Raw genomic sequence first — 12,694 nt, 5'->3', positions numbered from 1 at the left:
GGGCAAAACTGCTCGCCCTCCCCGAGTACTGACGGACGATCATCGGCAACGTCTTGACGCTCGCTGCCGCCGTCGCCGCCTTCAACCCGCTGTGCGCCTGTCCAATCCCGAACGCGTCCCGATTGGCTCCTCAGGCGCATTAAAGACTGACGTCGTGAGCAGGACAGCGGCAGCGAGGACCCCGTAGTGCCGGGCGTCGAATCCGAAGAATTTGAAAACAAACGGGGCGATGATAGACACCACCCCGACGGCCCGATTGACGCAAAGTCGAATAACAACCTACCCGAGAGTTTGGCTTGCCAGGGCATAGCTCTTCGGTCTGGTCGCACCGCCGACGGCAAAATCGGTTAGGCGTTTGCCCAGCGACATGGTCAGCACCGTGTCGAAGACCGGCATTCCGCTGTGCGCCAGAAAGGCGGCGAATTCGCCGCTTCCCATATGCGTGTCCACCCGAAGGAAACTGCCCGAATGATCGGCGATGTGCGGCCGGACCACTGCGATGGCATCGGTATCTCGCTCCGCTAGGACCGGACCGATGACATGGCCGCGGCCGAAGGGCCGGCAGAGAGCGAAGGCCTTGAGCGCCCCGTCGCCGAAGAGCCCGTAGCCAACAGATTGTTCGAACAGCTTTTCGACAAGTGCCGCTCTATGCACCCCGAAACCGACCGCATCGAGCGCGATGATCGCCGGCAAGTGCTCGGCCAGCAGCCGACGCACCTCGCCACACTCCCTGTCTATTCCAGCCGCCGTGGCAGCGCGGGCAATGCCATGGCAGTGGTAGACGGTCTTCTCCGGCCTGAAGTCGAGCGAAAGATAGAGCCGCTTTGCCGCCCGGGTCGCATTGAGGCGCAAGTCGCGCCCGACCACGTTGTCGAAGACCCGCTTCATCAGCCACTGACCGGCTCCCAGCGTCTGTAGCCGCGGCGAGGTGATGACCATCCCTACCGTCGCGAAATCGTGGCCATGCGGGAACCACATGGCTGAGCCGAGCACCCGGCCGATCTCGTCGAGCGCAACGAACCCCCGTCCCGATTCGCGCAGGAATTGCCAGTCCTCGGCGCGATGCGGCCATCCGACGGATAGAGAGTGCGCGTGCAACCGGTCGAGTTCGACGCCTTCGATGTCGCCGATCCGCATGGAGAAGGCATCGATTTTCAAACTTCCGGACGGCTTCAATTCCATGCCTCTGAAAGACCGCGTAACGAGTGACACACAGGCCACCCATGCTCCTGTCAACGCTAAAACAAACTACCGATACGATTTGCTAGAAAGCCGCGCACCAACGCAAGATTCAACTGAAACACTTTCGCTTTCGGCACGCAATCGCGAAAGAACGCGCACATCCTCTTTCGAATTGTTGCAGCTTATGGTCGACGGCACCAATCCGGCGCACCCAAATGTTTTGAGGGCAGGAATGGACGTCTTCGACATCCTCGACCGTCTCGTCGCCTTTCCATCGGTCGCCGGCAAGCCAAACGATGACATCGTTGGCTGGATCGAGGCCTACCTCGCGGAGCACGGAATAAAGGTCACCCTACTTCCAGGGCCGGAGGGTAACCGCTCCAATATTTTTGCAACGATCGGCCCCGCCCATGTGCCGGGCTACATCCTGTCTGGCCACATGGACGTCGTTCCCGCTGGCGAGCCGCAGTGGAGTTCATCCCCTTTCGTGCTGCGTCCGGACGGCGAACGCCTCTACGGACGCGGCACCACGGATATGAAGGGCTTTCTTGCCGCTGCGCTGGCGGCGGTGCCTGCCCTGTCGCGGCTGCGCCTTGCGAGGCCGATCCATCTCGCCTTTTCCTATGATGAGGAGATTGGGTGCCGCGGCGTGCCGCATCTCATCGCCCGGCTTCCCGAACTTTGCGCCATGCCCCTCGGCGTCATCGTCGGCGAACCAAGCGGCATGCGCGCCGTGCGCGGTCACAAGGGCAAGGCGGCCGCCCGCGTCACCATCAAGGGACGCTCCGGCCATTCCTCGCGGCCCGATCTCGGACTCAATGCCATCCATGCGATGTCCGAGGCGCTGAGCGCGGCTGTCAGCGAAGCCGAGCGACTGACGCACGGCCCGTTCGATCCAACCTTCGAGCCGCCCTACTCCTCGCTGCAGGCGGGTGTGGTGGCGGGTGGACATCAGGTCAACATCATCCCCGACACCTGCACGCTGGACCTGGAGGCGCGCGCCATACCTGGCGTCGATCCGGCGCGCCTGCTCGCGCCGGTCAAGGCGCGGGCCCAGGCGCTTGCGGCCGATGGCTTGCGTATCGAGTGGACACCGATGAGCGCCTATCCTGCGATGTCGCTGCCGCCAGACGCGGCGCTGGCGGCACTGCTGAGCGCGCTGACCGGCGAAGCGCCGCTCGCCGCCGTCAGCTACGGCACCGAAGCCGGGCTCTACCAGTCCGCCGGCTTCGATGCGATCATCTGCGGCCCAGGCGACATCGGTCGTGCTCACAAGCCGGACGAATATATTCTTGCCAGCGAACTCACTGCTTGCCAGCGGATGATCGAAGCGCTGGGCGCACGTTGCGCGGCTTGAAGGAGAACCGGGATGACATTCCTGTTCAATTCCGATGCGCGCCGCGGCGGGGTCTTCGCCGATGCCTTCGCCAAAGAACTGCCGGACCTCCCCTTCGCCATGGACGCCGCGACGGTCGATCCCAACGCGGTGCGCTATCTCATCACCTGGACCGTGCCGGATAACCTCGCCCGCTACAGGAACTTGGAAATCCTGTTTTCCATCGGCGCCGGCGTTGACCAATTTCGCTTCGATGCGGTGCCGGCGAACGTGAGGATCGTGCGCATGATCGAGGAAGGCATCGTGCGCATGATGCAGGAGTATGTGACGCTTGCCGTGCTCGCGCTCCACCGCAACCTGCCTGGATATCTGGCCCAGCAGCGCGCCGGCGAATGGGCGGATATCGCGCAGCCCCAGGCCGGGGCGCGCCGGGTCGGCGTGCTCGGCCTCGGACAGCTTGGCCAAGCCGTCCTCGACCGCCTGAAGCCCTTCGGCTTCCCGCTCGCCGGATGGAGCCGCTCGCCGCGGCGGATCGAGGGCGTGACCTGTCATCATGGCGAGCCCGGGCTGAACGAGATGCTCGCGGCCAGCGACATTTTGATCTGCCTGCTGCCGCTAACCGAGGAGACGCGGGATTTCCTCGATACCAAGCTGTTTGCGAAACTGCCCAAGGGCGCGGCGCTCGTCCACACCGGCCGGGGGCCGCAGCTCGATCATGAAGCCCTCGTCGCTGCGCTCGACACCGGCCATCTTTCCGCGGCGATGATCGACGTCACCGATCCTGAACCTCTGCCGCCGCGCCATCCGTTCTGGTCGCATCCGAAAATCATCCTGACCCCCCATGTCGCCAGCGTCACCCAGCCCGCCAGCGCAGCGCAGGCCGTTGTCGAAAACATCAGGCGTTATCGCGCCGGTCTCGATCCCATCGGGCTCGTCGACCGGTCGCGCGGCTATTGAAGTCCAACATGAAAGGCCATCCCTTGTCCCTGCTCAAGATCGTCGATACCAGCCCTGCCTTTCCGCCGCGCGAATCCGGGGCGCTGCCCGAACGGCTGATTTCCGGCAACCCCGCCTTCAAGACGTGGGCGCAAGACATCGCCAAGGACGATCTCGTCCACACCGGCGTCTGGGAAGCGACGCCTGGGGAGACGCGCTCGATCAAGGGCGAGACTTTCGAGTTCTGCCACATCCTCTCCGGAGTGGTCGAAATCACGCCCGACGGCGGCCAGCCGGTGACCTACCGTGCCGGCGACAGCTTCGTGATGAAACCTGGCTTTACCGGGATTTGGAAGACCATCGAAACGGTGCGCAAGATCTACGTAACCGTGGGGTAATGGGAGCGCGCGACGCGCTGGCCTCGCAACAGATTTTGCCGTCACCCATCGCCGGCACGCAACAATCATCCGCGACCGATGGTCGAACGGTGTATGCTGCGCTGCCGCCCGAGCTAGGCTCCTGCGGAAAATTCCAGAGTGGGTGCCATGGGCCTAAGCTTCGACCCGGATACCGTCTTCCTTCCCGTCGGCCATTTCATCGGCGGCGAGCTGATCGCGGCCGAGGGTGCGATCGAGATGCGCCGACCGTCGGACGGCAAGGCATATGCCGCCTGCCCGGTGGCCGGTGTCGATGTGGTCGGCCGTGCGGTGGAAAGTGCTCAGGTGGCGCTGGAGACCAGCAACTGGGGCAGTGTTCGGCCACGCGAACGGACGAAGGCGCTTCAGGCATGGGCCGACCTGATCGAAGCCGAGGCCGACACGCTGGCCAGGATCGAGGCGCTGTGCTCCACCCGGCCAGTCGGCCAGCTCATCGCCGGCGACATCGCTATCACCGCCGAGCAGATCCGCTTCTTCGCCGAATTCGCCGACAAGGAAGGCAGCGAACTCGTGCCGACCGACGATGCCACTCTCGGCATGATCATGAGCGAGCCCTATGGCGTCGTCGGCGCGATCACGCCATGGAATTTTCCCGTCTCGATGGCCGGCTGGAAGCTCGGCCCGGCGTTGGCCGCCGGCAATGCGGTTGTGTTGAAGCCGTCGGAAATGACGCCCTTCTCGGCCGTCTATCTGGCGCAACTCGCCCTGAGAGCCGGCCTGCCGGTGGGACTGATCAACGTGGTGCTGGGCGATGGGCCAACCACCGGCGCGGCGCTGACCGGCCATCCCGACATCGCCAAGGTCTCCTTCACCGGCTCGACCCGCGCCGGCTCGGCGATCATGGAGAATGTGGCCCGCACCGGCGTCAAACCAATGACGCTGGAGCTCGGCGGCAAGAGCCCCCAGCTTGTCTTTGCCGATGCCGATCTCGACAAGGCGGCGGCAGCGATCGCCGGCAGCGTCACCTTCAACGCCGGCCAAGCTTGCGTCGCCGGCACGCGCCTGATCGTCGAGAAGAGCGTCGCCGACAGGTTGACGGCCGCGATCCTACAACGGATGAAGATGGTGCGGCCAGGCCCTACCTGGGACGACGCGACGCAGTATTCGCCAATCATCTCGGAACGGCAGCGGGCGCGTGTCGACGGCATCGTGCAGGCTGCGGTCGAAGCCGGCGGCGAATGCCTGACCGGCGGCGGCGTCATGGACAGCCCCGGCTATTTCTACCAGCCGACGCTGATCGCTGACGTGGACAAGGCCAATCCCGCGATCGTCGAGGAAATCTTCGGCCCGGTCCTGACGGTCCAGACCTTCGAGACCGAGGAGGAGGCGCTGGCGCTGTCCAGCCATTCGACCTACGGGCTTGCTTCCGGCCTGTTCACCTCCGACCTGTCCCGCACCATCCGCTTCGCGCGCAAGCTCGAAGCCGGCACCGTCTGGGTCAACCGCTACAGCCGCTCGCGCGACCATATCCTGCCAACCGGGGGCTACAAGCGCTCCGGCATCGGCAAGGACCTCGGCCGCGAAGCCTATCTCGCCAATCGCAGGACCAAGAGCGTCCTGATCAGCCTCTAGAGAGATGCCGATGAAGTCCTATTCGATCGCCCTGATCCCCGGTGACGGCATCGGCCCCGATGTGACCGCCGCCGCCTGGTCCGTGCTGCAGACGGCGGCCAAACATGCCGGCTTTGCGCTGGCCGGAACCGAATTTCCCTGGTCCTGCAAATTCTACTGGGATCCGGCCGTATGATGCCGGAAGACGGCATCGAAACAGTGCGCGGCTTCGACGCCATTCTTCTCGGCGCCGTCGGCTGGCCGGCGGAAGTGCCGGATTCGGTCTCGCTGCACGGCCTGCTGCTGCCGATCCGCAAGGCATTCGTGCAGTACGCCAACATCCGGCCGCATCGCCTGCTGCCGGGCGTCACGGGACCGCTGCGGGCCGAAAGCTTCGACGTATTGTGCATCCGCGAGAACACCGAAGGCGAATATTCGGGCGCCGGCGGGCGCGTGCATCAAGGCACGCTGGACGAGGTGGCGGTGGAGACCTCGATCTTCACCCGCGCCGGCGTCGAGCGCATCCTGCGCTTCGGTTTCGAGCAGGCGCGGACACGGCGCGGCAAGCTGGCCTCCGTCACCAAGTCCAATGCGCAGAAATACTCGATGGTGTTCTGGGACGAGATCACGCGAAAGCTTGCTGCGGAGTACTCTGACGTGGCCGTGACCAGCTATCATGTCGATGCGCTGGCCGCGCGCATGATCATGGCGCCGCAGAGCCTCGACGTGGTCGTCGCCTCCAACCTGTTCGGCGATATCCTCACCGACATCGGCGCGGCGATCCAGGGCGGGCTTGGCTACGCCGCCTCCGCCAACATCAACCCCGACCGCTCGGCGCCGTCCATGTTCGAGCCGGTGCACGGCTCCGCACCAGACATTGCGCATCTGGGCATCGCCAACCCGATCGCCACCATATGGTCCGGCGCGATGATGCTCGAACATCTCGGCGAAACGGCTGCGGCCGGCCGCGTCATGAAGGCGGTCGAAGCGACAACCGCGCGCGGCATTGGAACCGCTCCCGGGAAAGACAGGACGGAAGCCATCACAGCGGCCATCGTCGCGGCACTCACCTGATTGCAAGGCATTTTTCGATGAAAAACCTCAAAGACGAAGATCTCTTCCGCGAAGCCGGCCTGATCGGCGGCAGATGGGTCGCCGCCGGCTCCGGCAAAATTGTCGATGTGCTCGACCCAGCCACTCAATTGGCGATCGGCACAGTACCCGACATGGCCGGTACGGAGACCCGTGCGGCGATAGAGGCCGCGGCTTCCGCCTATGCGGATTGGAAGAAGAAAACCAACGCCGAACGCGCGGCCCTGCTGGAGGCCTGGCATGGCCTGATGCTGGCGCATCTGGACGATCTCGCGCTGATCCTGACGACGGAACAGGGCAAGCCGCTGGACGAGGCCAAGGGCGAGATCCGCTACGGCGCTTCCTTCGTCAAATGGTTCGCGGAGGAAGCGCGCCGCATCAACGGCCATACCATCCCCTCGCCGACGCCAGACCGCCGGATCATCGTGCTGAAGGAGCCGGTCGGGGTGTGCGGCATCATCACGCCGTGGAACTTCCCCAATGCGATGATCACCCGCAAGGTCGCGCCGGCATTGGCTGCCGGCTGCACGGTGGTCATCAAGCCGTCCGAGTTCACCCCCTATTCGGCGCTGGCACTTGGCGTGCTCGCCGAACGGGCGGGCATACCCGCCGGGGTCATCAACATCGTCACCGGCATGCCGGCAGAGATCGGCAACGAGATCATGGCGAACGAGGCCGTCCGCAAGATATCCTTCACCGGCTCGACGCGGGTCGGTTCGCTGCTGATGCGCGGCGCGGCCGACAGCGTGAAGCGCTTGAGTCTCGAACTCGGCGGCAACGCACCCTTCATCGTCTTCGACGACGCCGACCTCGACCTCGCCGTCGAGGGCGCGCTCGTCTCGAAGTTCCGCAACGGCGGCCAGACCTGCGTCTGCGCCAACCGCATCCTTATCCAGGCCGGAGTCTATGACGCCTTCGCCGCCAAGCTTTCCGCCCGCGTCAACGCCATGACCGTGGGGCCCGGAACACAGCCCGGCGTCGCCATCGGGCCGATGATCAACATGGCGGCGGTCGAGAAGATCAACCGTCACGTTAAGGACGCGCTCGCCAAGGGTGCTGCGATCATCACGCAGAAGCCGGCGCTGCCGGAAGGCGCTCAGTATGTCGCACCGCTGGTTCTGACCGGCGCCACAAAGGACATGCAGCTCGCCGGCGAAGAAACGTTTGGCCCGGTCGCGCCGCTTTTCCGTTTCGAGACGGAAGAGGAAGCGATCGCGCTGGCCAACGGCACACCCTACGGACTTGCCTCCTACTTCTACACCGAGAATTTGAAACGCGCCTGGCGCGTCGGCGAGGCGTTGGAGTTCGGCATGGTGGGCTTGAACACAGGCTCGGTCTCGATGGAGGTGGCACCCTTCGGCGGCGTCAAGCAGTCCGGCCTCGGCCGCGAAGGCGCGCAGGCCGGCATCGAGGAATATCTTGAGCTGAAAAGCTTCCATATGGGCGGGCTGGGCTAAACCTATCCGCCGGATCAGTGGTCATTGGATCCGGTCGAGCGCCTTGTAGTAGAGGCCGACCATCGGCAGGAACCACGGCTTGCCTGAATAGCCTGGAATGGCAGGCCACTCGAGCCCCTTCAGCGGATTGCGGTCCTCGCGGCCAAGCATGGCATCGGCCAGGATCATGCCGAGCTGGGTGGAAAGCTGCGCGCCATGACCGGAATAGCCCATCGCGTACCACACCCCGTCATGGTAGCCGGCGCGCGGGAAACGGTCCTTGGTCATGTCGACCAGCCCGCCCCAGCAATAGTCGATCTCGACCCTGGCGAGCTGCGGGAAGATGGCCGCCAGGCTTGCCCGCAATATCTGACCGCTCCTGGCGTCGGAGCGCTGGTCCGACGTCGCCGAGAAGCGTGCGCGGCCGCCGAAGATCAACCGGTTGTCGGGCGAAAGCCGGAAGTAGTTGCCGATGTTCATCGAGTTCACGCATGTCCGGTTGCCCGGCATGGTGGCAGTGATCTCGGTGTCGCTCAAGGGCCGCGTGGCGATGATGAAGCTGCCGACCGAAATGATCCTGCGGCGGAAATAGCCGAAATTCGGCGTTGTATAGGCACCGGTCGCCACCAGCACGGCGTCGGCGCTGATGCGACCCCGCGACGTGGTCAACTCATGCCGCTTGCCGGCCTGCTTGTGATCGGTCACCGCAGCGTTCTCGTGGATGACGGCGCCGTGGCGCGCGGCTGCCGTGGCGAGACCCGCCACATAGCGGCCCATATGCATCATGGCGCTCTTCTTCGACAGCATCGCGCCATGGAAAGGCGAGCCGATCTCCGATTTGAGATCGGCCGCTGACAGCAGCGCCGTATCCGGATCCACCTCGGAATGGATCGCTTCGAAGTTGCGGGCGATCGAACCAAAATGCTGCGGCTTAGAGGCTAGCTTCAGCTTGCCGGCGCGGAGGAAGTTGCAATCAATGCCTTCCTCGGCGACCAGCGCCTCCATGGTGTCGACGGACTCGTCCAGCGCCCGGTAGATCGCGACCGCGCGTTCCTTTCCGAGTTCCGCCTTGGCCGAGAGGTAGCTGTGGGCAAGTCCGTTGTTTAGATGTCCGCCATTGCGCCCGGATGCACCCCAGCCCACGCGCTCCGCTTCCACCACCACCACCTTCGCGCCGGCCTTCGCCAATTGGCGGGCGGCGGCGAGTCCGGTGAAGCCGCCGCCGACGATGGCGGCATCGTAGTGACCCTCGACCGGGCCTTGCGCCGCGCCGGCAAAGACGGGGGCAGTGTCGTGCCAGTAGGAGACCAGCTTCATCGGCAATCCGCCTGTTTTAGAGACCGACCACGCCTGGAAGGCCTGAAATATCCGGTATCTCGACATAGCCATAATAGGGGTTGGCTGGTTCGTGGCCGCGGTTGACCCAGACCTTGTTCTTGATGCCGAGATCGTGCGCCGACATCAGGTCGTAGCGGAACGAGGACGAGCAGTGAAGGATATCGTCCGGGCCGCAGCCCAACATGTCGAGCATGTACTCGAAGGCTTTGAAGCGGGGCTTATAGGCCTGCGCCTGCTCGGCCGTATAGACAGCATGGAAGGGCGCACCGAGCTTTTCGACATTGGACATGATCTGCGCGTTCATCGCGTTGGACAGGATGACCAGCGGAATTTCCTCGGCGACCTTCGTCAAGCCCGCGGGGACATCGGCGTGAGGTCCCCATGTCGGCACGCGCTCATAGACCATCCTGGCGTCGTCCGGGCTGAAGGCGACGCCGTTGCGCTTGCAAGCGCGCTCGAGCGCATTGTGGACGACGTCGGCATAAGGTTTCCAGTCGCCCAGAATCTCATCCAGCCGGTAGGCCGCGAAATTCTTGATGAACTCCTGCATGCGCGGCTCGTCGAGCCGGCTGCCGTAGAGATCGCGCGCCGCTTCCGCCATCTGGAAAAAGGTCAACGTGCCGTAGCAGTCGAAGGTGATGTATTTGGGCCTGAAGGAAGCCATGTCCGTCGATCTCCGGTGGAAGCACATCCGCGCTGGGATGTATTTCATCATAGAGCGGCAGGCGGCGACCCACCTGACCGAAATAGGCCTTCCGAAAGCAGAAAGTTCCGTATCCGCCATCCGGTTTGGCATGCTGTGGCATCTGGCGTGCCGATTGCGGCGCCGCGCACGGCGTGAGGCGCCCCCGCCGTGGATGACGCCAGCACAAGATGCGGCGCACCGCTTACGCTACGGCGAAAGATACTGTCCAAGCCAAAGCCTTCAGATGATCTGCGGCGCGCCGATGGTCGAAACTTGTCGTCAGACGGAAGGATGCCTCATGCCGCAGGGCGACATCGAACTCCGGGCCTTCGGGCCCGACCATATCGAGGGAGCCGTAGTGCTTTCTCGCCAGGAGAATTGGCCACATCGCCCGCAGGACTGGCAGATGGCGCTGCAGCTCTCGAATGGCGCCGTTGCGCTCGACGATCAGGGCCGCGTCACCGGAACCATCCTGGTAACGCCCTACGGCGCAGATTGCGCCATGATCAACATGGTGATCGTCGACAGGACTGTGCGCGGCAAGGGGCTTGGGCGCCGGCTCATGGATCGGGCCTTCGCCCTTGCCGGTGACCGTCCGCTGCGGCTCGTCGCCACAGCAGACGGCATGCCTCTTTATGAAAAGCTCGGCTTTGTGCCGTCCGGTACGATCCGGCAACATCAAGGTAGCGTTGCCAAGCTTGGTGCGCAGGGCGGCGTGGAAGCTGCGGACGCCGCCGATCTCCGGGAAATCAAGGCGCTGGACCGCGACGCCTATGGCGCCGACCGTGGAGCTCTAATCGATGCGCTGGCCGAGCGCGGCCAATTCGCCGTCATCCGCCGCGACGGCGCCATCGGGGCCTATGCCGCGATCCGGCCGTTCGGACGCGGCGAGGTGATTGGTCCAGTCATCGCGGGAAGTATCGACGAGGCAAAGGCCCTGATCGGCTTCTTCGCCGCCGCGCGCGCCGGTGCCTTCCTGCGCGTGGATACCGGCAGCGGAACCGGCATCGCCGGCTGGCTCGAGGAAATCGGCCTTACCCATGTCGGCGGCGGCGTAGCCATGGACCGTCCGCCTAAGACGGTCGCGGAACAGGCCAGGCCAAAAGTTTACGCCCTCGCCAACCAAGCGCTAGGATAGTCGGAGAACAACAATGCTCGCCAATTCCCTGATCGAACTCGATCGCGCCCATCTCATCCACCCAGTCTCTTCATACCGTGGTCATGAGGCGCACGGCGTGCGCGTGTTGAAATCGGCGAAGGGCGCGACCGTGACCGATGCGTCCGGCCGGCAACTTCTCGACGGTTTCGCGGGGCTGTGGTGTGTCAATGCCGGCTACGGCCATGACAGCATCGTCGAGGCGGCGGCCCGGCAGATGCGAGAGCTTCCCTACGCCACCGCCTATTTCGGCCTCGGCTCTGAGCCCGCGATCCGCCTCGCCTCGGAACTGGCCGAGCGCGCGCCCGGGGATCTGAACCACGTCTATTTTACTCTTGGCGGATCGGACGCGGTCGACAGCACGATCCGGTTCGTCCGCTACTACTGGAATGCCAGGGCCGAGCCAAAACGCGATCAGTTCATTTCCATCGAGCAGGGTTATCACGGCTCGTCGGTGGTTGGCGCGGGCCTGACCGCCCTGCCCGCCTTTCACGCCGGTTTCGGCATTCCCTTTGAGTGGCAGCACAAGATCCCCTCCCCCTATCCCTACCGCAACCCGGTCGGCGAGGACGGCAAAGCGATCATCGCCGCATCACTCGCCACGCTGAAGGCCAAGATCGAGGAGATCGGGCCGGAGCGGGTCGCCGCCTTCTATGCCGAGCCGATCCAGGGCTCGGGTGGCGTCATCGTTCCACCGAAAGGCTGGATCACGGCGATACGCGAACTCTGCCGGGAGTACGGCATCCTGTTCATTGCCGATGAGGTGATCACCGGTTTCGGCCGCACGGGGCCCTTGTTCGCCTGCACCGATGAGGACATCGTTCCCGATTTCATGACGACGGCGAAGGGTCTGACCTCGGGCTATGTTCCCATGGGCGCCGTCTTCATGGCCGATCATGTCTACGACGTCATCGCCGATGGCGCGGGTGCCTCGGCCGTCGGTCACGGCTACACTTATTCCGCCCATCCCGTCAGCGCCGCCGTCGCGCTCGAGGTGCTGAAGCTCTACGAAGACGGCCTTCTGGAGAATGGCATCAACGCCGGCGCCCGCCTGATGGCAGGACTGGCAAGCCTGAGCGGCCACCCCCTCGTCGGCGACGTGCGCGGCCGCGGCATGCTTGCCGCGATCGAACTGGTGGTCGACAAGAAGAAGAAGACGCCGCTTCCGGCGTCGGCCATGCCGGCGCGGCGCGTCTTCGACAGGGCGTGGGACAATGGCCTCATCATCCGTGCCTTTGCGCATGGGGTTATCGGCTATGCACCGCCGCTCTGCTGCACCGACGCCGACATCGACGCGATCATCGAGCGCACGCGCCGGACGCTCGACCAGACGCTGGACGATCCCGATGTCCGCCAGGCCCTGGCATGACGGCAGACGAATACCCTGTGTTTCGAAATAGCGCCGGGGCAGACCATTTCGCAATTTTGTGCCGCCTCCTCACGCCTTTTCGGCGAATCCAGCGTGGGGGAAGTGCCAGACTGCTGAGAAGACAAGGCCAGAAAGCCCGGATTTCCAGGCCTTCAAAAGAGACCGACGCCCCGGAC

General features: G+C 64.4%; 10 protein-coding genes and 1 pseudogene. 8 read left to right on the top strand and 3 right to left on the bottom strand.

What is annotated here, in order from left to right:
* Window positions 1–279: 279 nt before the first annotated feature.
* Entirely contained in the window at window positions 280–1,182 is a 903-nt protein-coding gene (locus FJ936_RS09635) for a GNAT family N-acetyltransferase (protein ID WP_141906493.1), read from the bottom strand.
* A gap of 232 nt (window positions 1,183–1,414) precedes the next feature.
* Between FJ936_RS09635 and argE the strand changes: the two genes are divergently transcribed.
* From argE to FJ936_RS09605, 6 genes and pseudogenes are all read left to right on the top strand, one after another.
* On the top strand, window positions 1,415–2,539 hold the full coding sequence (gene argE / locus FJ936_RS09630) for an acetylornithine deacetylase (protein ID WP_141906492.1): 1,125 nt from the start codon (window positions 1,415–1,417) through the stop codon (window positions 2,537–2,539).
* A 12-nt stretch (window positions 2,540–2,551) separates the two neighbouring features.
* Window positions 2,552–3,475: a glyoxylate/hydroxypyruvate reductase A gene (locus FJ936_RS09625; RefSeq protein WP_141906491.1), complete on the top strand. Its 924-nt coding sequence runs from the start codon at window positions 2,552–2,554 to the stop codon at window positions 3,473–3,475.
* A 23-nt stretch (window positions 3,476–3,498) separates the two neighbouring features.
* On the top strand, window positions 3,499–3,852 hold the full coding sequence (locus FJ936_RS09620) for a cupin domain-containing protein (RefSeq protein WP_141906602.1): 354 nt from the start codon (window positions 3,499–3,501) through the stop codon (window positions 3,850–3,852).
* Window positions 3,853–3,999: 147 nt separating this feature from the next.
* The gene (locus FJ936_RS09615; RefSeq protein WP_141906490.1) at window positions 4,000–5,463 is read left to right on the top strand and encodes an aldehyde dehydrogenase family protein; all 1,464 of its coding nucleotides are present in this window, start codon (window positions 4,000–4,002) and stop codon (window positions 5,461–5,463) included.
* 10 nt (window positions 5,464–5,473) lie between these two features.
* Window positions 5,474–6,516: pseudogene (locus FJ936_RS09610) on the top strand (tartrate dehydrogenase).
* 17 nt (window positions 6,517–6,533) lie between these two features.
* Window positions 6,534–7,991, top strand: coding sequence for an NAD-dependent succinate-semialdehyde dehydrogenase (locus FJ936_RS09605; RefSeq protein ID WP_141906489.1), 1,458 nt, complete (start codon window positions 6,534–6,536; stop codon window positions 7,989–7,991).
* Between the two features lie 21 nt (window positions 7,992–8,012).
* On the opposite strand, the gene FJ936_RS09600 is transcribed toward FJ936_RS09605, so the two are convergent.
* Together FJ936_RS09600 and FJ936_RS09595 are read right to left on the bottom strand one after the other, a co-directional pair.
* A complete protein-coding gene (locus tag FJ936_RS09600; protein ID WP_141906488.1) occupies window positions 8,013–9,287 on the bottom strand; it encodes an FAD-binding oxidoreductase in 1,275 nt (424 codons plus the stop codon).
* Between the two features lie 16 nt (window positions 9,288–9,303).
* Entirely contained in the window at window positions 9,304–9,972 is a 669-nt protein-coding gene (locus FJ936_RS09595) for a haloacid dehalogenase type II (protein WP_141906487.1), read from the bottom strand.
* Window positions 9,973–10,291: 319 nt separating this feature from the next.
* On the opposite strand from FJ936_RS09595, the gene FJ936_RS09590 reads away from it, so the two are divergent.
* Complete coding sequence (locus tag FJ936_RS09590) at window positions 10,292–11,131, top strand: GNAT family N-acetyltransferase (RefSeq protein WP_141906486.1); 840 nt, start codon at window positions 10,292–10,294, stop codon at window positions 11,129–11,131.
* Window positions 11,132–11,144: 13 nt separating this feature from the next.
* Entirely contained in the window at window positions 11,145–12,518 is a 1,374-nt protein-coding gene (locus tag FJ936_RS09585) for an aspartate aminotransferase family protein (protein WP_141906485.1), read from the top strand.
* The last annotated feature ends 176 nt before the right edge of the window (window positions 12,519–12,694 follow it).

The sequence above is a fragment of the Mesorhizobium sp. B2-4-13 genome, from assembly GCF_006658535.1.
Classification (GTDB): Bacteria; Pseudomonadota; Alphaproteobacteria; order Rhizobiales; family Rhizobiaceae; genus Mesorhizobium; species Mesorhizobium australicum.
Note: the sequence above shows the minus strand (reverse complement) of the source record. Positions and strands in the feature narration are given on the sequence as shown.

Coding starts and splice junctions, on each gene's coding strand:
- FJ936_RS09635 (WP_141906493.1), bottom strand. CDS start 1,182: ATGGAATTGAAGCCGTCCGGAAGTTTGAAAATCGATGCCTTCTCCATG.
- argE (WP_141906492.1), top strand. CDS start 1,415: ATGGACGTCTTCGACATCCTCGACCGTCTCGTCGCCTTTCCATCGGTC.
- FJ936_RS09625 (WP_141906491.1), top strand. CDS start 2,552: ATGACATTCCTGTTCAATTCCGATGCGCGCCGCGGCGGGGTCTTCGCC.
- FJ936_RS09615 (WP_141906490.1), top strand. CDS start 4,000: ATGGGCCTAAGCTTCGACCCGGATACCGTCTTCCTTCCCGTCGGCCAT.
- FJ936_RS09605 (WP_141906489.1), top strand. CDS start 6,534: ATGAAAAACCTCAAAGACGAAGATCTCTTCCGCGAAGCCGGCCTGATC.
- FJ936_RS09600 (WP_141906488.1), bottom strand. CDS start 9,287: ATGAAGCTGGTCTCCTACTGGCACGACACTGCCCCCGTCTTTGCCGGC.
- FJ936_RS09595 (WP_141906487.1), bottom strand. CDS start 9,972: ATGGCTTCCTTCAGGCCCAAATACATCACCTTCGACTGCTACGGCACG.
- FJ936_RS09590 (WP_141906486.1), top strand. CDS start 10,292: ATGCCGCAGGGCGACATCGAACTCCGGGCCTTCGGGCCCGACCATATC.
- FJ936_RS09585 (WP_141906485.1), top strand. CDS start 11,145: ATGCTCGCCAATTCCCTGATCGAACTCGATCGCGCCCATCTCATCCAC.